Genomic DNA, 21,302 nt, shown 5'->3' with positions numbered 1-21,302 from the left:
CAACCTTCGAGATGAAGGGCTATGCTCCGCCGCCCTTCCCTACCCCGCTTTCTCCCCGAGGTGCTCCGCGTGATCAACGCCAACGTCCGCGTTCCCCCGCCGCAGAACGAGCCCGTCCTTTCCCACGCGCCCGGCACGCCCGAGCGCGCCGAGCTGCAGGCCACGCTCAAGCGCATGGCCTCCGAGCAGATCGAGATTCCCATCGTCATCGGCGGCAAGCGCATCAAGTCCAGCAAGACGGACACGGTGCGGATGCCGCACAGGCACTCGCACGTGCTGGCCACGGTGCACGAGGCGGACGCGAGCCATGTGGAGCAGGCCATCCAGGCGGCGCTGGCGGCCAAGGACGAGTGGGCGCGGATGCCCTTCATGGAGCGGGCGGCCATCTTCCTGCGCGCCGCGGAGCTGCTGGCCACGAAGTACCGCCCCATCCTGAACGCCTCCACCATGCTGGGCCAGTCGAAGACGGCGCACCAGGCGGAGATCGACGCGGCGTGCGAGGCCATCGACTTCCTGCGCTTCAACGTGCACTTCGCCGAGCGGCTCATGTCGGAGCAGCCGGTGAGCTCGCCGCAGACGTGGAACATGATGGACTACCGTCCGCTGGACGGGTTCGTGTTCGCGGTGGCGCCGTTCAACTTCACCTCCATCGCGCTGAACCTGGCCATGGCGCCGGCCCTCATGGGCAACGTGGTGCTCTTCAAGCCGTCGACCACGGCGGCGCTGAGCAACTGGTACAACCTGGAGCTGCTGCGCGAGGCGGGCCTGCCCGACGGCGTCATCAACCTGCTGCCGGGAGACGGCCCCACGGTGGGCAACCCCGTGATGGCCAGCCCGCACCTGGGCGGCATCCACTTCACGGGCTCCACGCCCACGTTCCAGGGCATGTGGCGCACGGTGGGTGAGAACATCGCCCGCTACAAGCAGTACCCGCGGCTGGTGGGCGAGACGGGCGGCAAGGACTTCATCTTCGTGCACCCCTCGGCGGCGGACGACCTGGAGGCGGTGGCCACGGCCATCGTGCGCGGCGGCTACGAGTACCAGGGCCAGAAGTGCTCGGCGGCCTCGCGCATCTACGTGCCCGAGTCCCTGTGGCCCAGGCTCAAGCCGCGCCTGCAGGAGATGATCGCCGAGCTGCGCATGGGCGACGTCAGCGACTTCCGCAACTTCATGGGCGCGGTCATCGACGAGAAGTCCTTCAAGCGGACGTCCTCGTACATCGAGCTGGCGAAGCAGGGCGGCGAGGCGAGCATCGTGTCTGGCGGCGAGACGGACCGGAGCGAGGGCTGGTTCGTGAAGCCCACGCTGGTGCAGGTGACCAACCCGCGGCACCGCCTGATGATGGAGGAGATCTTCGCGCCGGTGGTGACGCTGTACGTGTACCCGGACGCGAAGTTCGAGGAGACGCTGCGCGAGTGCGACTCGTGCGCCACGTACGCGCTGACGGGCGCCGTCTTCGCGCGCGACCGCAAGGCCATCTCCACGGCGATGAGCACGCTGCGGCACGCGGCGGGCAACTTCTACGTCAACGACAAGCCCACCGGCGCCGTGGTGGGCCAGCAGCCCTTCGGCGGCTCGCGCGCCTCGGGCACCAACGACAAGGCGGGCTCCATGCTGAACCTGGTGCGGTGGACCTCTCCGCGCACCATCAAGGAGAACTTCGTCCCGCCCACCCGCGTCCCCTACCCGTTCATGAATTCGTAGAACCCGGACGCACTGCGAGCGAAGCCCCGGCCCCACCCGGCACCTCTGGTGCTCTCCGGGTGGGGCCGGAGCGGCTATGCTCGCTCACCATGCCTACTCCTCATATCTCCGCCGCGGCGGGAGACTTCGCCGACGTGGTGCTCATGCCCGGCGATCCACTGCGCGCCCGCTACATCGCCCAGCGCTTCCTCCAGGACGCGCGTGAAGTCACCTCCGTCCGCAACATGTATGGCTACACGGGCGTTGCCCGGGGCCGGAAGGTGTCCGTCATGGGCCATGGGATGGGGATTCCCTCCATCTCCATCTACGCCACCGAGCTCATCCAGCAGTACGGCTCGCGCGTGCTCATCCGCGTGGGCAGCTGCGGCGCGCTGCGCCAGGACGTGAAGCTGCGCGAGGTCATCGTCGCCCTGGGCGCGGGCACCGACTCCAAGGTGAACCGCATGCGCCTGCAGGACCACGACTTCCCCGCGGTGGCGGACTTCGCGCTGGCGCGGCAGGCGGTGGAGGCCGCCGAGAAGCGCGGCAAGCCGGTGCGCGTGGGCTCCGTCTTCACCTCGGACCTCTTCTACGGCCCCGCGGGGCAGACGTACGAGGTGCACGAGCGCATGGGCATGCTCGCGGTGGAGATGGAGGTGGCGGGCCTGTACGGCGTGGCGGCCGAGTACGGGGCCCGCGCGCTCGCGCTGCTCACCGTCTCGGACCACCTGCGCACCAAGGAGGCGCTGAGCGCCGAGGAGCGGCAGACCACGTTCGACGAGATGATCGAGCTCGCCCTGGACGTGGCCGCCGCTCAGTAGGCGCCGGTGCGCCGGAGCACGGCCGGCAGCGTCTTGAGGAGGATTTCGATGTCCAGCCAGAGCGACCAGCGGTGGATGTACTCGCAGTCGAGCCGGACCACCTCCTCGAAGTCGGTGATGGAGCTGCGGCCACTGACCTGCCACAGGCCGGTGATGCCGGGCAGGGCGCCCAGCCGGCCGAAGTGGTGCTCGTGGTAGGTGGCCAGGTCCTTCTCGAAGAAGGGCCGGGGCCCCACCAGCGACATGTCCCCGCGCAGCACGTTGAAGAGCTGGGGCAGCTCGTCCAGGCTCCACTTGCGCAGGAAGACACCCACGCGGGTGACGCGCGGATCATTGGGAATCTTGAACAGGCGCGCGTCGCCGCTGGTGTTGAGGTGGGCCAGCTGGGCCTTCTCCGCGTCCGCGCCCACCCGCATGGTGCGGAACTTCATCATGCGGAAGGTCCGGCCCCCGAGCCCCACCCGCTCCTGGGCGAAGAAGACGGGCCCGCGCGAGTCGAGCTTGATGGCGATGGCGATGAGCGTCAGCAGGGGGGAGATGACCAGCAGCCCCAGCCCGGCGGCCGTCAGGTCCACCATCCGTTTGATCCACATCTGCTGCGCGCGCAGCGAGGGCACCGTCAGCTCCATGAAGGACACGGAGCGGTAGGAGATGGGGGCGGGGCGCACCCAGCCGAGCCGGTCGTAACGGGACACGGCCAGCAGCCGGACGCCAGCGGACACCACGGCCTCCATGAGCAGCTTGTGCTGGGAGTCGCCGATCTGCCCGCAGAGCACCACGGTGTCGATGGGGTTGTCCTTGAGGATGCTCCACAGGTCATCCAGGGAGCCCAGCACGCCCTCGCGCGGGGTGCCGCCCGGGGCGGGCGATTGGACGGTGATCCACCCGGCCAGCTCCATGCTGCCGTGGCGGGACAGGCGCCCGACGACCTTCTGGCAGAAGGGCTCGTCCGGCTCTCCCACCAGCAGCACGCGCTCGACGGGAGAGTGGAAGAGGTGGGCCAGCCCCGTGACGAAGCGGTCCACCCCGAAGCGGGCCGCCAGGACACAGGCTCCGAGGCCCGTCACCGCCGTCAGGTAGTGCACCAGCACGGGGGCGATGTCGCGCAACCAGAGGTCCCCCCAGAGCACCAGGCCCACGGCGAGCATGACGCCGCTGAGGGTGCGCCGGGGTGAGCGCCAGTCATCACCCGAGCGGTAGGCACCCGCCACCAGCAGACCCACCAGCAGGGCGGCGCCCATCTGCCATCCGCCGTAGGGCCCCAGGGCGGGGACGACCCAGCGGGTCGCCGCGTCGAGCGGCTTGAGCACCTGGCGGTTGAGGAGGAAATGCAGGGCGGTCCGGGCGACGAGGAAGGCGGCGGTGTCCGCGGCCAGCAACAAGCCCACGCGCACGGTGGCACGTAGCGCATGCATCAGCAGGGTGCGAGAAGCACGGCGCTGCAGGACGACCCGGGGAGGCATCAGCCAGAGAGGCTTGATCGACGCGAAGCGTCCCGAAACGGTGGGCGTCCCTGGGGGGGGAGGGACAGGCGAGGCTGGCTTGCTCACGATGGGTAGTGTGACACCCGATTTCCTCTAGAGTCCATCTTCCCTGGGTGAAGACGTCTCCTGGAAACACTCCGCGGGGGAGATCCGCCGACGACAGCATGTTCCGCCAACGTCCCGGCAGGCAGGCAGCCAGCCAGCCACCTCGCGGCAGGCGACCAGGCAGGGCAGGTCGTGCCCCCTGTCAAGTTTCCGGCTCCTGGAGCGCCGCCAGGAGCTTGCGGCGGGCCAGGTGGAGCCGGGACCAGACGGTGCCCTCGGGGATGCCGAGCACCTCGGCGATGCGCGAGGGGCCCAGGCCCTCGATGGCGGAGAGGGACAGGACGCCGCGATGCTCCAGGGACAGCCGGCCCATGGCGGCGAGCATCCGGCGCATCTCCTCGCGCGCCGCCGCCCGCCGGTCCGGGAGCACGCCCGGGTCGACCAGCTGGCGCCACACCTCCTCCTCGTCTTCGGCGGCCAGTCCCCGGGGCCGGCGGGCCCGGTGCTGGGCGGCGGCGCGCAGGGTGATGCGGTAGACGAAGGTGGACAACCGCGCCTCGCCCCGGAAGGAAGGCAGCGCGCGGTGCAGCGCCAGCAGCACCTCCTGGACGACGTCCGGTGCGTCCACGGGGCTTCCCGTCAGGTGCGTGGCCAGCCGCAGCAGGGGCCGCTCGAAGTGGGCCACCAGCTCGCGGAAGCTCGCCTCGCGGGCCGGGCCCTCGTCGCGACGCCAGGCCTCGAGCAGTTGCCGCTCCCGTCCCTCGGAGAGCGTCGAGGAGACCCTCACCGCAGCTCCTGGAGCTCACGCCGGAGCATCGGCAGCGTGCGGAAGCTGAGGTGCAGTGCGCGCACGAGGCACACCGCGGCGGTGCCGAAGAGATAGAGGTACACGACGGGCCGCAGGCTCGCCGGCCACGGGGGCCCCACCACCACGGCCGCCAGCTGGAAGGTGGCGAAGGCGAAGGCCAGTCCGCGCAACCGGCTCCAGCGCCGCAGCCGCGCCTCGAGGTCGCGCCGGTATACGGCCAGCAACTCCTCGTGCCCATTGCCCGCGCGAGCCACCTCCCGCGCGAGCCTCCGTCCGCGCAGGTGGGACGAGGGCAGGACGAGGACGGCCACCAGCGCGGCGACCCCCAGCCCCAGGACGGCGCTGCCCGTGCTCCACCACAACAGGCCTCCGGTGGCGAGAATCCCCGCCACCACGCTGCCCAGGCGCCAGCGGTCCTCGGACTGAACGCGGCGCACCCGCCGCACGAGCGACTCGGCCGGCACCACGGGAGCTGGGCCACACAGCAGCGCCTGGGAGCGCCGGGCCTCCGCCGCGAAGGCCCGGCACGCCTCACAGGTGCCCAGGTGGGCCGCCAACGCCCGGGCGCGCTCGGGTGGCAGCGCATCCTGGAGCTCCATCTCGAGAGAGACCTCGAAGTCGCCACAATCAGAAGGAAGTGTCGTGGTCATGAATCACTTGGTGGGCCACGCGCGAAAACCCTTCACGTCCGCCATAACGGACATCCTGCATAACGGAAGCCTTGACAACATGACGGAGGGGGTCCATCTTGCCCATCGCAATGAACGCCGAGTCCTTCGCCAGCTGTCGAATGTGGATGCCGAGTGGTGGGCGCCAGCCCGCTGCCGGTTGACCGACGTTCGGCCACCCGTGGCGAGAGTTCGGAGCCCACCATCCCGCGAGGGTCGGTGGGCTTCGTCGTTCCTGGCCTCCGGTGCCCTCGTGGCTTTTCCAGCCCACCCGAGGAGCACCGTCATGAGCACGAATCCGTCGCAGTCGCAGCACTTCGAGACCCTGGCCCTGCACGCTGGCTACGAGCCCGACCCCACCACGGGGGCGCGGGCGGTGCCCATCTACCAGACGACGAGCTACCGCTTCCGCAACGCGCAGCACGCGGCGGACCTGTTCGCGCTGAAGGAGCCGGGCAACATCTACACGCGCATCATGAACCCCACGACGGACGTCTTCGAGAAGCGCATCGCGGCGCTCGAGGGCGGAGTGGGAGCACTGGCGGTGGCATCGGGGCAGGCGGCGCAGACGCTGGCGCTGTTGAACATCCTGAAGGCGGGAGACGAGTTCGTCTCGGCCACGAGCCTGTATGGAGGGACGTACAACCTCTTCAAGGTGACGCTGCCGAGGCTGGGCATCCACGCGCGGTTCGTGGACGCGAACAAGCCGGACGAGGTGCGCGCGGCGATCGGGCCGAAGACGAAGGCGCTCTACATCGAGGCGATCGGCAACCCGCGCCTGGACGTGCCGGACTTCGAGGCGCTGGGGGCGGTGGCGCGCGAGGCGGGAATTCCACTCATCGTGGACAACACGGCGCTGAGCCCGGCGCTGTTCAATCCGCTGCGCCACGGGGCGAACATCGTGGTGCACAGCGCGACGAAGTACATCGGCGGCCACGGCACCTCGATTGGAGGCGTCATCGTGGACGGCGGCAACTTCCCCTGGAACAACGGCCGCTTCCCGGAGTTCACCGAGCCCAATCCGAGCTATCACGGGCTGAGGTTGCACGAGGCGCTGGGCCCGGCGGCGTTCATCGGCAAGGCGCGGCTCGAGGGACTGAGGGACCTGGGTCCATCGCTGAGCCCATTCAACGCGCACGCCTTCATCCTGGGGCTGGAGACACTGACGCTGCGCGTGCAGCGGCACTCGGAGAACGCGCTGACGGTGGCGAAGTGGCTGAAGAAGCACCCGAAGGTGGAGTGGGTGCGCTACCCGGGGTTGGAGGAGGACCCATCGTTCGCGAACGCGAAGAAGTACCTGCGCAACGGGGCGGGAGGGCTGGTGACGTTCGGGGTACGCGGAGGGGTGGATGCGGGCCGGAGGCTCATCGATGGCGTGAAACTGTGGAGCCTGCTGGCGAACATCGGAGACACGCGGTCGCTGATCATCCACCCGGCGAGCACGACGCATCAGCAGCTGACGCCGGAGGAGAGGCTGAGCACGGGAGTCACGGACGGGTTGGTGAGGCTGTCGGTGGGACTCGAGCACATCGACGACATCCTGGCGGACCTGGAGCAGGCGCTCTCGCAGTCCTGAGACAAACCATGGGTTCGACCCTCTCCCCCTGGGAGAGGGACGGGGTGAGGGTATGCGCCCCCGTCCTCCCACTCGAGCCCCCACCTCGTCACTCAGCCCCACCCGACCAGGACCCCACCATGTCCACACCGTCCCGAGTCTTCGATCTCCCGCTTCCCGACCTGCCGCTCGAAGCAGGAGCGCGAGTCACATCCCACATCGCGCGAGGCTGGTGGTGGGGACCGGAGCAGGATCTGCCGTGGCTGCGAGCCCGAGCCCACGTGCTCCCAGAACAAACCGTGCGCGAGAACGCGCTGCGAGTCGTCCGCCGGACGAAGGAGGAACAGGGCCAACTCACCGCGGCCCGGCACCGAAACGAGTCCAGGCGCCCCGACAGCACCGTGCCCACGGTGCTGCTGGTGCACGCGCTCACGGGAGACATGCGAGCGGGAGACGAGGGGGGCTGGTGGGAGCCGGTCATCGGCCCGGGCCGGGCGCTGGACCCGGAGCGGGTGCGACTGCTGTGCTTCAACAACCTGGGCTCCTGTTACGGGAGCTCGGGCCCGGCGGACGAGGGCTTCCCGTCGCGAGCGGAGGACCGAGGAGCGGAGGGAGACGAGGGAACCCACGAGTGCCACCTGCCGGCCACCCTCACACCGTGGGACCAGGCGCGGGCCATCCTGCAGGCACTGGACGCGCTGGGAATCGAGCGGGTGTCGCTGGCCACGGGAGGCTCGTTGGGAGGGATGATCCTCCTGTGCCTGGCGGCGCTGGCGCCGGAGCGCTTCGAGCGCATCTGTCCCATCGCGGCGGCCGAGGTGGCGAGCACATGGGTGGTGGGGTGGAACCACGTGGCGAGGCAGGCGCTGCTGCTGGACCCTGGCTTCCCGGAGGCGCCCGTGAGGGGACTGGAGGTGGCGAGGCAGCTCGCCATGCTCACGTACCGCGCGGAGCCGGGCCTGGAGTCACGCCAGGGGAGGCACCTGCCCCGGCCGGGAGAGACGAAGGCGCGCGGCTGGTCGCCCCGAGCGCTCTATCCCATCCAGAGCTACCTGGAGCACCAGGGCGAGAAGCTGCGAGAGCGCTTCGACGCGAAATCCTACCTGGCGCTGCTGGGGGCGATGGACCACCACGACCTCTCGCGTACACCACGGGGTGACGCGGGCGGAACGTGGGGCGTGTCGCGCATCCGGGCGAGCGCGCTGTGCGTGGGCATCGACCGGGACCAGCTCTTCTACCCCGAGCACATGGAGAAGCTGACCGAACGCCTGCGCGCCCTGGGGCGCCACGCGGAGTACGCGGAGCTCTCCAGTCCCCACGGACATGACGGCTTCCTCATCGAGTGGGAGCCGCTGGAGGAGCTGCTGCGGCGCGCGCTGGCCCTGCCCCCCGCGGGAGGCGACCCACTGCCCCGGCGGGGAGCGGGAGGCGAGGAGCCGGTGGCGGGCGTGCTCGCCGAAGCCCTCGATGTGGCTCGCGGCGCACAGGCCCGGGTGACGCGGTAGCAGTCCGGCCGGGCGGGACGTCCAGGGAAGGAGACCCCCCCTCCACGCCAGGAACGGAGGAAGAGGAGCACCCGCCCTCCGTGCACTCGGAGGCAGGTGCAGTGTCCACTCGGCCCGCTCCTTGCTGAGAAGTCACGTGGGGGCGGTTGACCGGCGAGGTCACCCGTCGCACGCTCAGGAACATGGGACAGCACGCGAAAGAGAGTGGAGACGCCTTCCCCCGGGCGCCGACGCAGGAAGAGTGGGAGGCGATGGGACCGGAGGAGAGGGCCCGGGTGGTGGAGTCACTGCCCGGGGAGGTGACGTGGGACGAGATGGCCATGCCGGAGGGAGACAGACACTTCCGGGCCAAGGTGGAGACGCTGGACGTGCTCGAGGGCTACTTCACGCACCAGCGGCGCAAGGTGTACCTGGGAGCGGAGCTGCCCGTGTACTACCCGGGGGAGCGGCGCTTCGCGCCGGACCTGCTGGCGGTGCTGGATGCGGAGCAGCACGATCGGGACAAGTGGGTGGTGAGCCACGAGGGGAAGGGGCTGGACTGGGTGTTGGAGGTGCACGTGGGCGGCGACCGGAAGAAGGACGCCGAGTACAACGTGGAGCGCTACGCCCGGCTGGGCATCCCCGAGTACTTCATCTACGACCGCTCGAGACAGCGGCTGGAGGCGTACCGGCTGGCCACGCCCGAGGCGAGGCAGTACGTGCGGATGGAGGCGAAGCAGGGCCGGTACGTGTCGGAGGTGCTAGGGCTGGAGTTCGAGGTGACGGGGGACACGCTGCGGCTGTGGGCGGGCAACGCGCTGCTGCTGGAGTCGGCAGAGATGCTGGCGCGGCTGCGGGAGAAGTTGGAGGAGGTGCAGCAGAGAGCCGACGAGGAGGCACGGATGCGCCACGAGGAGGCGCAACGCCGGGAGGAGGCGGAGCGGCGCCTGGCGGAGCTACAGGCCGAAGTGGAGCGCCTCCGGCAACACGGAAGGTGAGCCCCCGCGAACCGTTGCTTCAGGACGAGAACTCGGCGCGATGGGCGAAGACGGGGGCGTCCGCTTCCATGGTGAAGGCGCGGAGCTGCCGGTAGTCCTTGTACTCGGCCTGGAGGGTCAGCGCGTCCCCCACCTCGATGCGGGTGTCGCCATTGGGGTGGAGGAACTCATCGCGGCTGCCGCGCCGGCGCATGGACAGTGTCAACCCTCCGAAGCGGTCGCGCACCTCCGAGATGGTCATTCCCGGCAACCCGTCACGCGCCTCGAAGACGGACACCACCATCAGGTGGGAGCCGATGCGGAACGAGTGGATGATGCGCGGATCCAACGCCGCGAGCGCCATGGCGGGGGCGGCCAGCGAGGAGCTGCTGAGCGCCTCGGCCTTGAAGGTGTCGCGCACCTTGGCCACCAGGTCGTCGTCGAAGAGGCGGATGACCACGCGGATGTCCGGGTTCATCCGCCGGGCGTCCAGGGCGATGTTCAGGTTGGCCAGGTCGTCGTCCGTGGCGCAGACGATGGCCGCGGCCTTCTTCACGTTGGTGCGAGGCAGACACTGGGGGCTGCGGATGTCGTCGATGAGCAGGGGCACCTGCTCGTCGCGCAGCACCGAGACGAACGCCGCCTCCTCGCGCTTCTCCACCACCACCACGTCCTTGCCGAGCGCGCGCAGCTGCGTCACCACCCGGTACCCCACCCTGCCCGCGCCACACACCACCACGTGCCCCTTGAATGTCTCGGCGATCACCTCGAACCACTCCTTGTCCTGCCGGTGCCTGGCGAAGAAGAGATAGGCGAAGCGCACCACGCCGTCGACGAGCACCGCGATGCCCACCGGCGGGATGACCATGTCGAGGACCATCAACAGCGTGTCATCCACGTCCAGCGAGGGCTGCCCGTAGAGCAGGAAGTAGACGTGGCGCAGCGCCTTGCCCAGGCTCACCGGGTGCCCGTCCGGCCCTACATGGCGCCAGTGGTACAGCAGGGGCATGCAGCCGAAGAGCAACACCGCCATGAGCACCGTGGTGCGGAAGCGACGCAGCAGCGCACCAAGGTAGCGCAGGTTCATCGCCAGGCGGCGGCGGGGGGTGTCCATCGGCTACCTGCGTAGCATGCCCATGACACCCGGGCCACACACGGGCGGCGGGACACGATGGCAGGCCCCGCCGCCCCTGCCCGGACACCCTGACACGCCAGGCCCCGGATACCTCCGGCCCACCGAGACGCGACACCCCGGCACGCCCCTTGAAGAAACGGAAGGAGGGGAGGAGTCATGAGCATGCTGCTGGTGGGAGCCCTCGCGGTGCTGGTGGGCCTGAGCTGTGTGTACTGGGTCGTGGGCACGTGGGGACTCGTGAAGATGGAGCGGGAGCTGCCACGCCTGGGGTCGCCCGGAGTACCCGAACCCGCCCGGTGGCCCCGGGTGTCCCTCATCATCCCGGCATGCAACGAGGCGGACACGCTGGAAGCCGCCGTGGCCTCGCGGCTCGCCCAGGACTGATGGTGAAGCGGGCCGGGGGCCGCTGTGGCGTGGCGCACGCGCTCGACCACGTGGGCCTGGAGATCTACCCGACGCTGGGTGCCCTGGCCCGGGGTTGCGAGAAGAACGGATTCGGGGTCATGGGCGGCCCCCTCTACCCCACGGAGATGCTGCGCGCGGGGATCCGCATGCAGGCCCCGTTTTGACTGAGTAGGCTTCGAAGCTACCCATGCCCTCACTCCCTCTCACGGCTTTCGCGCTCGTGCTGCTGCTCGATGCGACACCCGCGCTGGACTACGACAGCTTCTGTGATGCCGAGGGAAACATCCGCGCTGAGCACGTTGAGGCGGCCCAGACCATGGTGCGGCAACCTGAGCTTCTGGAGCAGCTCTACGCAGATGCAGCTCGAGGCGATTCTCGAGCAGCTCGCGTCTTCCATGAGCTCGAAACACAGTACTTCCCGGCCATCGGCCGCACCGTGGCCGAAGAGACACGTGCGATTCCCTGCTCCGTCCCGGTCTATCGGGAGCTGTCCGGGAGATGCATCCCGAACTGGGCGTTCCTCGATTTCCTATCCAAGGACAAGCCTGGAGGAATACGTCTCAGAACAGCACTCGGTACCGCTTATCAGGCTCGTGCCAGGGAGCTCGGGCTCAAAGACGCAATGATCTTGAGCGTCGTGAATGCCCTCATGGCCGGGGTCATCGTCAAGGGAACGATGGCCGGTCCTGAAGCCAGGAGCAGCACGACGAGCACACGGCTCGAGGCCCCCAGGTCAACGTCTCCGCCTATTGAATGGCCACCCGACCCCCCCCGAGGTCCCAAGCCCGGGCTCGAAGAGCCGGGTGCAGCCCAATGGCGTTATCAGCGCTACCTCCATGAGCAGCACGCAGCGGGAAAGCAGCCTCACGAGATTCTCGACTTCCAGAAATGGAAGCCGTTGTATTTCGACCCAGCATTGAAAGGCGGTCGGCCAGGGCGTTCAGGAGGTCCAGCACAGGTGGCAACCCGCCAGAGTCTGACGGAGGAAGGGTTCATCAACACGGAGAGCAAGAGACTTGGCGAGAACTTCGTCGACCTCTACAGGCCCAATACCGCAGGAGGAATCGACTACGTCGAAGTCGATGAGATGTTGAAGAGCGGCATTCCCCGAGCCGACGTGCGGGCGAAGTTGAAGAAGGAACTCGCCCACCTCACCAAGAACGATACGTTGCTCTTCGTCGACAAGGCGGAACCCTCGAAGAGGATCCTGTATCGCTTCGGGGAGGAACCGAGCGTCGTCGACACCCGGACCTGCCAGCCCTCACGATGATCCCCCCTGCCTCCGCACGACGATGAGCCACTACCTGCGCGTCCTGTGTCGCTCCGACGAGCCCCTTCCCAGGGTCGAGCTCGCCAGCTTCATCCGAGATGGCTGGTTCTTCGATACACCCCCGCTCTTCCAGCCCGCGATGGACGCGCCGGAGGCCAGACACCCGGAGTGGGACAGATTCGAGATCCACCCTCCAGGGAGTCGACGGCCGGTCGTGCTCCATCACGCCTCCCCTGATGTCCTGGCGGAATCAGTCGAGGAAGTCCTACAGACACTTCGCGACGCCGGGCTCGAAGAGAGCCACTCCTCGCTCATGCAGAGGATCCGCGAGAGCCGACAACTCTTCACCTTCGAGGTCGAACCACTCCAGATGAAGGAGGATGCCTGGGAGATGCTGGATGCCACCGAGGCCTGCGTGGCCCGGGTGCGAGACGGCGTGGTGTTCGTCGCGGGAGAAGGCGTCTATGACGCCTCCCTCCAACCCATCTGCCGGCTCACGTCGGGGTGATGCCCGTCTGAGCTTCCTGCTTCGACCGCCTGCGCTCGATCAGCCACACCGCCAGCACGCCCATCTCGTAGCAGAGCAGCATCGGACCCGCCATCAGCGACAGGTTCACCACGTCACCCGTGGGCGTGAGGATCGCCGCCGAGATGAGGCACACCACGAACGCATGCCGCTGGTACTTCATCAGCCAGCTCGCCTTCACGACGCCCACCACGCCCAGCAGCGCCATCACCAGCGGCAGCTCGAAGATGACGCCGAAGGACAGGATGAGCAGCAACACCAACGAGAGCTGCTCGTTCATCGTCAGCATCGGCCGCGTCCACGACGCCGCCACGTAGCGCGCCTTGCCCAGCGCCAGCTCCTTCTCCAGCCTCCACAACCCCGCCAGCTCCTCGGCGCGCGTGGGGGCCGCCCCGGCCAGCAGGCTCGCCGCCTCGTCCATCGCCTTCGCCGACGCGGCGTAGTTCTCCTTCGCGTACGCCTCCACCGCCTCCGAGCGCTTCTCCACCGACTGCCGCAGCACGCTGCGCGCCGCCACCCCGAAGCCGTCCGCCGCCGCGTCCAGCAGCCGCCCCAGCCCGTCCAGCCGCGCCTCCAACTCCACGCTCTCCGCGGGCGGCCGGTTGGCCTCGCCCAGCTTCCCCTCCCCTTCCGCCTTCAGCGTCGCGCTCGCCTCCTGCGCCAGCTTCCCCGCCCGCTCCGCGTCACCGATCCGCAGGAAGCGCACCGCGTCGTCCGCGCGCAGCCTCGCCACGTCCAGCCGCTGGGAGATGGCCAGGCCCTGCTCGTCGTTGAGGAGGAACCTGAACATCGAGGGCAGCACCGCGAAGTAGCAGAAGAGCGCTCCCAGCAGGAACGCCAGCGTGCCCATGAACACGAAGGGCCCCGCGTACTTGCGCTCCTCCGGGTAGAGCCCCGGCGACACGAAACCCCAGATCTGCGTGAGGATGACGGGCGTCGTCAGGAAGATGCCGCAGTAGACGCCCACCTTCATCAGGACGTTGATCTCCTCGATGCCCGACGTGTAGACGAGCGCGCGCCCCTCGGGCGGCAGCGCGTCCAGCACCGGCTTCATCAGGAGGCCGAAGATGGGCTTGGCAAACACCATCGCCGCGGCGCCCAGCACGAACACCGCCACCACGCACTTGAGCAGGCGGGAGCGGAGCTCCGTCAGGTGCTCCGCCAGACTCATCCGAAGATCGTTATCCACTGTCGCGACTCTCGCGGGCTAGCCGCTCTTGGAGGCGTTGCGCGCCACCGTGCCCGGGATGGGCTCCAGACGCGGCAGGGCGTCCGGCTGCTCGGCTCCGGCGGCCGACGGCTCGGAAGAAGCAGGAGAAGGTTCAACCGCGGCGACTGGCGCCTCGGCGGCCGGCGTGGCGGCCGTGGCCAGGGCCTCGGCGGGGGCGGCCGGTATCACGGAAGGCGGCACGGGCGCCGGAGAGGGCAGGGCCGCCGGGGTGGCCAGGGGGACCTGGGGACGCGGCTCGTCCTGGAACTCCTGGTCCATCTTGTAGAACTCACGCTCCACCACGGTGCGGACCTCATCGGTCTGCCGGCGGAACTCGCGCACGAACTTGCCGATGGCCCGCGCGAACTCCGGCAGCCGCTGCGGCCCGAGCACGAGCAACGCCGCCACCAGGATGAAGACCAGTTCGCCTGCGCCGATGTTGAACATGAGCGGGGAGCTCCAGAAAAACCGCCTCGGGGTTATCGCGCCATGGGCGGCCGGGCGCAACCCGATTGGACCACCCCTGTCCGCCTGGTCCCTCGTTCAGGAGCGGGGAGCGCCCCCGGTTCCCACCGCCACGGGCCCCCCCGCGGCCAGCGAGGGGGCCGACGCCCGGTCGCGTGCCTGCACCTGGCGCTCCACCAGGAAGAACATCACCGGCAGTGTAAGAGACAGGAGGATGGACACCCCCACCACCCGGTTCATCCCGCCCAATTGCCCACCCGGCAGATCGAACAACATCTGGGAGGACAAGAAAGCACCGGCCGCGGCCCCCAGGTGCTGCACGGCCGACTGGAAGGACATGAAGCGCGCGCGGATGGACTGCTCGGGCACGCGCGAGGTGAGCGTGCTGTACGCCACGTTGCGCACCCCATTGGCCAGGAAGAAGAACGGGAAGAGGAGCATCAACGGCAGACCCGGCGGCAGGTGGAGGAACAGGACGTAGATGGTGCACATGAACAACACCACCCCCACCGTGCCCACGCGGAACGAGCCCAGCCGGTCCACCGCCTTGCCCGCCAGCCGCAGCGTCACGAAGCTCACCAGGCCGCCGGCGAAGTAGATGGCCTCGACCTGTTCACGCGGCTGGCCCAGGTTGTTCTGCACGTAGCCCGACAGGTGGGGGATGACCATGAAGCCCGCCATGTTGAGCAGCCCCGTCATCGAATAGGAGGTGAGCACGTCCGAGCGGGTGAACAGCTCCCGCACGCCCACCACGTGGGTCCGCTCGCGCTCCAGGTGCCCGCGCATCGGCGGCAGGAAGAAGATGGCCCCAGCCACCAGCAGCAGCCCCAGTCCCGCCAACAGGAAGAAGGGCATGCGCCAGTCCGACCAGCCCGCCACCTTCAGCGCCATGGGGACGCCCAGCACCGAGGCCACGGAGAAGGCCCCCATCACCGCGCCCATGGCCCGCCCGCGCCGCTCCACCGGGATGAGATCCGCGATGATGGACAGCGACAGCGACGTGGCCGGACCACCGAACAGGCCCGCCATCGCCCGCGCCATCAGCAGTGACGTCAGCCCCGTGGCGAAACCTCCCGCCGCCGTGCTCACCACCAGGCCCAGCATGGCCACCGCCAGCGCCTTGCGCCGGTCGAACCGGTCCAGGAAGTAGCTGCCCGCCACTCCCGCCACGCACCCCGCCGCCGTGTACGCCGCGCCGATGGTGCCCACATGGCTGGTGGAGATGCCCAGTCCCGCGGCGAAGTCGGGGCCCAGCGGCATCACCATCACGAAGTCGAGGATGTTGACGAACTGGACCGCGCCGATCAGGAAGACGACGGCGCGCTCGGAAATCGCACGGGAGCTCACCGAGCCCCTCCCCTCTCACACCTTGAAACGCCGGATCTCGGCGCGAAGCACCTCGGACTGCCGCTGCAGGCTGTCGATGGCCTCTTCCAGCGCCTTCACCGAGCGCGTCTGGTGGTCCGACACGCCCTTGATGGCCTCCACCGCCTTGAGCACCTGCTCGCTGCCCTTGGTCTGCTCCTTCTGGGCGCGGTTGAGGTGGGTGACCATCTCGTTGATGTTCTCGATGGAGCGGGTGATCTGCTTGCTGCCGTGCGCCTGCTCCTGGCTGCTGCGCTGCACGTGGGCGGTGATGGCCTTCATCCGCTCGGCGCTGTTCATGATCTGCTCGCCGCCCTTGGCCTGCTCGTTGGAGGCCTTGGAGATCATCAACACCGTCTCGGAGATGCGGTGGATGGCCTGCGTCACCTGCTTGCTGCCCTTGGACTGCTCCACCGTGGCCCGGGCGATGGCCTTCACCATCTGCGTGGACTTCTGCGCGCTGTCGTTGATCTTCCGCAGCGTGCTCTCCGCCTCGCGGCCCAGGTTCACGCCCTCCTCCACGTTGCGCACGCCCTGGTTCATCACCTGCACCGCGTTGCGGCTCTCGTCCTGCACCCGGCTGATGAGGTCGGCGATCTCCTTGGTGGACGCGCCCGTGCGCTCGGCCAGGTCCTTGATTTCATCGGCCACCACCGCGAAGCCCTTGCCGTGCTCGCCCGACTGCGCGGCGATGATGGCGGCGTTGAGCGCCAGCAGGTTGGTCTGCTCGGCCACGTCGTCGATGACGTTGAGGATGTTGCCGATCTCCGAGATGCGCCGGCCCAGGCTGTCGATGACGCCCGCGGCGCCGCGCGTGGACTCCTTGATGCGGTCCAGGCCGTGCATCGTCTTGCGCAGGGCCTCCACGCCCGTCTGCGCGTCCTCGGACACCTGCTCGGACAGGCGCGCCGTCTCGTTGGCGTTGGCCTCCACCTGGCCGATGGAGCTGTCCATCTGGCTGATGGACGTGGACGTCTCCTCGGTGGAGTCGCGCAGCTCGTCGATGTTCTTGGCGACCTCCTTGATGGAGAAGGTCATCTCCTCGATGGCGCTGGTGGTCTCCTCCACGCTGGCGGCCATGGCCTGGACGTTCTCCGCCACCTCGTCGTTGGTGGCCGCCATCTCCATGATGGAGGAGCTGCTCTCCTCGGCGCTCTGGTAGAGGACCTCCACGTTCTCCGCGATGCCGCGCAGGCTGGCCAGCATCTGCTCCATGGAGGAGGACGTCTCCTCCACGCGCCCCTGGATGGTGGAGGCGCCCGAGGACACGGTGGTGCCCGCGCGCGAGAGCTGCTCGATGACGTTGGAGACCACCTCGGACACGCCGCGCACCTGGCCGAGCGTCTTGCGCAGCGACTGGCCGATGCCGTCGAGCGCCTCGGCCAGCTGTGCCAGCTCGCCTCCGGTGCTGTTGTCCATCGCCACCACGCGGCCGGACAGGTCTCCCTCGGCCATCTTGCGCGCCACCGCCATCATCCGCTCCAGCGGCTTGAGGATGAGCCGGTGGGTGACGACGTAGATGAGCCCCACCACCAGCCCCAGGCCGATGATGAAGGCACCAATCAACAGGAGGGTGAGCTCGCCCAGGATGGCCCGCAGGGGAGAGAAGTCCACCACCACGACGACCCGGCGCTGCAACGTGTCGCCCTGGGAGGGAACCACCTCGGACACGAGCACGTCCCCATTGGGCAGCTCGAAGGACGAGGGCGCTCCCGGCTGGACGAGCCGGCCGAGCACGGACTCGAGCTGCTCGGGCCGATGGCCTCCATCGAGGAAGATCTCCCCAGTGCCGGAGATGATGGCGGCGTACGTGAAGTCGGCATCCGACTCCGGCAACCAGCCAATGGCGTTCATGGCCCGTTGGGAGCGTGGGTCCGTGTCCTGTTGGAGGGGGCCACGCGCGAGCTCCCGGGCCTTGCTGCGGCCATGATCCAACAGTCTCGTCTCGAGATAGTCGGAGACCATCCAGGAGATGGACAGGTGGAGGGCCCCGAGAATGAAGGCCAGAGCCAGCGTGAAGGTGACGAAGAGGGTGACCCGGAGACCGGGTTTCTTGAGGCGTCGGACCAAGGCCATGGGACTGTAGGAAGGTTGACCCCGCGAGAGCAAGAAACCGGCGGTCCGTCTGGCAGTGGGCCTCGCCCGTCCCCCGCCTGGAGAGAGAGAGAGCGGGCATCCCGATTCCAGGCACGCCATACTGGATGGGTGGGAGCCCCCGCCATGACCCAGACGCTGCTGCTGACCGACCCGCTCTTCCTCAAGCACGACCCGGGCGAGGAGCATCCCGAGCGGCCAGCGCGGTTGGCGCGCATCCTGGACGTGTTGGAGCGCGACCCCATCTGGGGAATCGAGCGCCGGACCCCTCGGCCGGCCACCGAGGAGGAGCTCGCCTCCGTCCACACACCGCGGCTGCGCGAGTACCTCGAGGGGCTGCGCGGTCGGCACGAGGTCGTCGATCCGGACACGGTGACGTCGCCGGACAGCTACGACGCGGCGGTGCTGGCGGCGGGGGCGGCAGTGCAGGCTGTGGAGGAGGTGATGGCGGGGCGGGCGCGCAATGCCTTCGCGCTGGTGAGGCCCCCGGGGCACCACGCCGAGCCGGACAAGGCCATGGGCTTCTGCCTCTTCAACAACGTGGCCATCGCCGCGGAGGCCGCGCGCCGCCAGGGCGCCGAGCGGGTGCTCATCCTGGACTGGGACGTGCACCACGGGAACGGCACGCAGGCGGCCTTCTGGAGGCGGCGGGACGTGCTCTACATGTCGGTGCACCAGTACCCCTACTACCCGCACACGGGCGCGCCGCACGAGGTGGGCGCGGGCCCGGGCGAGGGCTACACTCTCAACTGCGGGCTGCCGGAAGGTGGGAAGGACGCGGACTACGGGGCGCTCTACCAGGATCTCTTCCTGCCGGTGGCCCAGGCCTACAAGCCGGACATGGTGCTGGTGTCCGCGGGCTTCGACGCGCACCACAGGGACCCGCTTGGCGGCATGGAGCTCACCGAGCGCGGCTTCGCGGCCATGTGCTCGGACATGATGGACCTGGCGCGGAGCGCGTGCGGCGGGAAGCTGGTGCTGCTGCTGGAGGGGGGCTACTCACTCGAGGGCCTTTCCCGCTCGGTACACGCCTGCGTGGAGGTGATGGCGGAAGAGACGAAGGACAGCTACCCGGGAGGAGTCTCGCGGGGGGCGGCGGCGGCACTCCGGAGCAGCCGCGAGGCGCTCCGGCCCTACTGGTCCGTGCTGCGCGGGTGAGACGGAATGAAGACTCCGAGGACATTCGAGGGTGTTGGGGTGAGACGTGGATCGTGATGCCGTGGAGAGGTTGCAGCGCGCGGGCCTGAAGGTGGACCAACCCGAGATGCTGCGGGTGGCCATCCAGCGCGACGAGAACAAGAAGGTGATGAAGCTGGGCACCGAGGTACCGGTAATGGGCAACGAGGGGCTGATGCTGGTCTCGCTCCAGCCCCTCACGAAGCTGTGGACGGGCTCGGCGGTGCCGCCGGACCTGTCCCGGACGCCGCCGCCGCAGTACCAGCCCTTCTTCCTGTTGCTGGAGTCGACGGCGGCCAACTACTGCGCGGCCATCGGCAAGGCCGAGACGGATGACGAATTCGAGCGGCTCTACAGGCAACTGCGCCGGAGGCCGGATGGGGATGACCCACATCCTCTCTTCTCGTACCTGAGGGGAACGGCGCGCCTGTACATGTCGCTGCGGGACGTGAGCCAGTCCGAGTTCGAGGCGGTGGTCAACCGGCTGAGCCAGTCGGCGAAGTGGCATTCCACGCACGTGGGCAGTACCAACTACCACCGCGAGGTGCTCCAGAAGCTGTTCGGGGCCTGAGCACCCGCCTACCCGAGAGGAGCTGTCCGATGATCGACCTGTACACCTGGGCGACGCCCAATGGTTGGAAGGTATCCGTCACGCTGGAGGAGCTGGGGCTGCCCTACACGGTGCACCCGGTGGACATCGGCAAGGGCGAGCAGAAGCAGCCCTGGTTCCTGAAGATCAATCCCAACGGGCGCATCCCGGCCATCGTGGACCGCGAGGAGGGAGACTTCGCGGTGTTCGAGTCGGGGGCCATCATGCTGTACCTCGCGGAGAAGACGGGGAAGCTGCTGCCGACGGATCGGAAGGGGCGCTCGCGGGTGACGCAGTGGCTGATGTTCCAGATGGCGGGCGTGGGCCCGATGCAGGGACAGGCCAACGTCTTCTTCCGCTACTTCCCGGAGAAGATTCCGGCGGCCATCGAGCGCTACCAGAACGAGACGCGGCGGCTCTACACGGTGCTGGATACCCGGCTCGGGGAGAGCGAGTACCTGGCGGGGGACTACAGCATCGCCGACATCGCGAACTGGGCCTGGGTGCGCATCCACGGATGGGCGGGCGTGTCCGTCGACGGGCTGCCGAACCTGCAACGCTGGCTGGCGGCCATCGAGCAGCGGCCCGCGGCCCAGAAGGGTGTGACCGTGCCGCACGTGCAGAAGCTCGACACGTCCGCCGACCAGACCCAGGCCATCAAGAGCGCGCAGAACATCGTGCAGCGGTGAGGGCGCGACGCGCCGCGTCGCTTTCTCTCCCCTCCCCCGCCCTTCCATGGCAGGAAGGTGCGAACACCCGGAGGGAGCAACATGGCGGAGATGAATTATCGGACAGCGCTGATCACGGGGGCCTCGAGTGGCCTGGGACGCGGGCTGGCGCTCTGGTTCGCCCGGCGCGGCGTCAAGGTGTACGCCGCAGCCCGGCGCCGCGAGAACCTGGAGGCGCTCGCCAACGAGGCCCGCGCGGCCGGCGCCACCGTGGATCCCATTGAGCTGGACGTCGCCAACGCGGACACCACCCTCGCGCGCATCCGTGAGCTGGATGATTCCTGCGGCGGGCTGGATCTGATCGTCGCCAACGCCGGCGCCGGCATCGAGACCAACGCCCGGCGCATCAAGTGGGAAGTGGTGAAGCAGCTCATCGACGTCAACGTCACCGGCGCCGCCGCCACCCTCTGTGCCGTGCTCCCGCGCATGGTGGAGCGCAAGCGCGGACACGTCGTGGGCGTGGCCAGCCTCGCCGCGTACCGGGGCCTGGGGCGCAACGCCGCCTACTCCGCCTCCAAGGCCTACCTCTCCACCTTCATGGAGAGCCTGCGCGTGGACCTCAAGGGCACCGGCGTGCGCGTCTCCTGCATCTACCCCGGCTTCGTGAAGAGCGAGATGACCGCCCAGAACAAGTTCCCCATGCCCTTCCTCCTGGAGACGGAGGAGGCCGTGGAGATGATGGGCAAGGCCATCCTCCGAGGGGAGGCCGAGTACGCCTTCCCCTGGCAGACGGCGGGCGCCATGGGCCTGCTCAAGTGGATGCCCAACGCCCTCTTCGACGCCACCATGCGCAAGATGCGCTGACGCACGGTGG

Annotated in this window: 21 protein-coding genes; 13 read left to right on the top strand and 8 right to left on the bottom strand. The window is 68.8% G+C overall.

Going from position 1 to position 21,302, the window contains the following annotated elements; genetic code table 11:
• The first annotated feature begins 69 nt into the window (after positions 1-69).
• Positions 70-1,704: an L-glutamate gamma-semialdehyde dehydrogenase gene (gene pruA / locus NR810_RS06100; RefSeq protein ID WP_257448875.1), complete on the top strand. Its 1,635-nt coding sequence runs from the start codon at positions 70-72 to the stop codon at positions 1,702-1,704.
• An 89-nt stretch (positions 1,705-1,793) separates the two neighbouring features.
• Positions 1,794-2,504 carry a purine-nucleoside phosphorylase gene (deoD, locus tag NR810_RS06095; RefSeq protein ID WP_257448873.1) on the top strand — a complete coding sequence of 237 codons (711 nt, stop codon included), beginning with the start codon at positions 1,794-1,796 and terminating at the stop codon, positions 2,502-2,504.
• Here deoD and NR810_RS06090 read toward each other — a convergent pair.
• The 3 genes from NR810_RS06090 to NR810_RS06080 form a co-directional block, all read right to left on the bottom strand.
• Positions 2,498-3,967, bottom strand: a complete 1,470-nt coding sequence (locus tag NR810_RS06090; RefSeq protein WP_257448872.1) for a sugar transferase — start codon at positions 3,965-3,967, stop codon at positions 2,498-2,500. The two genes, deoD and NR810_RS06090, sit on opposite strands and share 7 nt — an antisense overlap.
• 268 nt (positions 3,968-4,235) lie before the next feature.
• Positions 4,236-4,820 (bottom strand): RNA polymerase sigma factor, encoded by a 585-nt coding sequence (locus NR810_RS06085; protein ID WP_257448870.1) that lies wholly within the window; start codon positions 4,818-4,820, stop codon positions 4,236-4,238.
• Entirely contained in the window at positions 4,817-5,491 is a 675-nt protein-coding gene (locus NR810_RS06080; RefSeq protein ID WP_257448868.1) for an anti-sigma factor family protein, read from the bottom strand. Before NR810_RS06080 ends, NR810_RS06085 begins: the two co-directional genes overlap by 4 nt.
• A gap of 304 nt (positions 5,492-5,795) precedes the next feature.
• Between NR810_RS06080 and NR810_RS06075 the strand changes: the two genes are divergently transcribed.
• The 3 genes from NR810_RS06075 (at position 5,796) to NR810_RS06065 (ending at position 9,546) form a co-directional block, all read left to right on the top strand.
• Entirely contained in the window at positions 5,796-7,085 is a 1,290-nt protein-coding gene (locus NR810_RS06075; protein ID WP_257448866.1) for an O-acetylhomoserine aminocarboxypropyltransferase/cysteine synthase family protein, read from the top strand.
• Positions 7,086-7,204: 119 nt separating this feature from the next.
• A complete protein-coding gene (locus NR810_RS06070; protein WP_257448864.1) occupies positions 7,205-8,569 on the top strand; it encodes a homoserine O-acetyltransferase family protein in 1,365 nt (454 codons plus the stop codon).
• Positions 8,570-8,751: 182 nt separating this feature from the next.
• On the top strand, positions 8,752-9,546 hold the full coding sequence (locus NR810_RS06065; protein WP_257448862.1) for a Uma2 family endonuclease: 795 nt from the start codon (positions 8,752-8,754) through the stop codon (positions 9,544-9,546).
• 19 nt (positions 9,547-9,565) lie between these two features.
• Here the strand turns inward: NR810_RS06065 and NR810_RS06060 are convergent, their stop codons facing one another.
• Positions 9,566-10,639, bottom strand: coding sequence for a potassium channel family protein (locus tag NR810_RS06060; RefSeq protein WP_257448860.1), 1,074 nt, complete (start codon positions 10,637-10,639; stop codon positions 9,566-9,568).
• A 177-nt stretch (positions 10,640-10,816) separates the two neighbouring features.
• Between NR810_RS06060 and NR810_RS06055 the strand changes: the two genes are divergently transcribed.
• From NR810_RS06055 to NR810_RS06040, 4 genes are all read left to right on the top strand, one after another.
• Positions 10,817-11,044, top strand: coding sequence for a hypothetical protein (locus NR810_RS06055; protein WP_257448858.1), 228 nt, complete (start codon positions 10,817-10,819; stop codon positions 11,042-11,044).
• Positions 11,044-11,229 (top strand): hypothetical protein, encoded by a 186-nt coding sequence (locus NR810_RS06050; RefSeq protein WP_257448857.1) that lies wholly within the window; start codon positions 11,044-11,046, stop codon positions 11,227-11,229. The genes NR810_RS06055 and NR810_RS06050 overlap by 1 nt, the downstream gene beginning before the upstream one ends.
• Before the next feature lie 23 nt (positions 11,230-11,252).
• A complete protein-coding gene (locus NR810_RS06045) occupies positions 11,253-12,335 on the top strand; it encodes a hypothetical protein (protein WP_257448854.1) in 1,083 nt (360 codons plus the stop codon).
• Positions 12,336-12,648: 313 nt separating this feature from the next.
• Positions 12,649-12,843 (top strand): hypothetical protein, encoded by a 195-nt coding sequence (locus NR810_RS06040; RefSeq protein ID WP_257448852.1) that lies wholly within the window; start codon positions 12,649-12,651, stop codon positions 12,841-12,843.
• Here NR810_RS06040 and tatC read toward each other — a convergent pair.
• The 4 genes from tatC to NR810_RS06020 all read right to left on the bottom strand — a co-directional run bounded on the left by tatC (position 12,830) and on the right by NR810_RS06020 (position 17,977).
• On the bottom strand, positions 12,830-14,032 hold the full coding sequence (gene tatC / locus NR810_RS06035; protein WP_257449316.1) for a twin-arginine translocase subunit TatC: 1,203 nt from the start codon (positions 14,030-14,032) through the stop codon (positions 12,830-12,832). The genes NR810_RS06040 and tatC overlap by 14 nt on opposite strands.
• A 36-nt stretch (positions 14,033-14,068) precedes the next feature.
• Positions 14,069-14,518, bottom strand: coding sequence for a Sec-independent protein translocase subunit TatA/TatB (locus NR810_RS06030; RefSeq protein WP_257448850.1), 450 nt, complete (start codon positions 14,516-14,518; stop codon positions 14,069-14,071).
• A 96-nt stretch (positions 14,519-14,614) separates the two neighbouring features.
• Positions 14,615-15,883, bottom strand: coding sequence for an MFS transporter (locus NR810_RS06025; RefSeq protein WP_257448848.1), 1,269 nt, complete (start codon positions 15,881-15,883; stop codon positions 14,615-14,617).
• A 15-nt stretch (positions 15,884-15,898) separates the two neighbouring features.
• Complete coding sequence (locus NR810_RS06020; protein WP_257448846.1) at positions 15,899-17,977, bottom strand: methyl-accepting chemotaxis protein; 2,079 nt, start codon at positions 17,975-17,977, stop codon at positions 15,899-15,901.
• A 144-nt stretch (positions 17,978-18,121) separates the two neighbouring features.
• On the opposite strand from NR810_RS06020, the gene NR810_RS06015 reads away from it, so the two are divergent.
• The 4 genes from NR810_RS06015 (at position 18,122) to NR810_RS06000 (ending at position 21,292) form a co-directional block, all read left to right on the top strand.
• Positions 18,122-19,153, top strand: coding sequence for a histone deacetylase family protein (locus tag NR810_RS06015; protein WP_257448844.1), 1,032 nt, complete (start codon positions 18,122-18,124; stop codon positions 19,151-19,153).
• Between the two features lie 46 nt (positions 19,154-19,199).
• Entirely contained in the window at positions 19,200-19,742 is a 543-nt protein-coding gene (locus NR810_RS06010) for a hypothetical protein (RefSeq protein WP_257448842.1), read from the top strand.
• A 29-nt stretch (positions 19,743-19,771) separates the two neighbouring features.
• The gene (locus NR810_RS06005; RefSeq protein ID WP_257448841.1) at positions 19,772-20,449 is read left to right on the top strand and encodes a glutathione S-transferase family protein; all 678 of its coding nucleotides are present in this window, start codon (positions 19,772-19,774) and stop codon (positions 20,447-20,449) included.
• Between the two features lie 81 nt (positions 20,450-20,530).
• Positions 20,531-21,292, top strand: a complete 762-nt coding sequence (locus tag NR810_RS06000) for an SDR family NAD(P)-dependent oxidoreductase (RefSeq protein ID WP_257448840.1) — start codon at positions 20,531-20,533, stop codon at positions 21,290-21,292.
• Positions 21,293-21,302 lie beyond the last annotated feature (10 nt).

It is taken from the genome of Archangium lipolyticum (assembly GCF_024623785.1).
Lineage (GTDB): Bacteria > Myxococcota > Myxococcia > Myxococcales > Myxococcaceae > Archangium > Archangium lipolyticum.
This window is presented reverse-complemented; position numbering and strand designations above follow the sequence as displayed.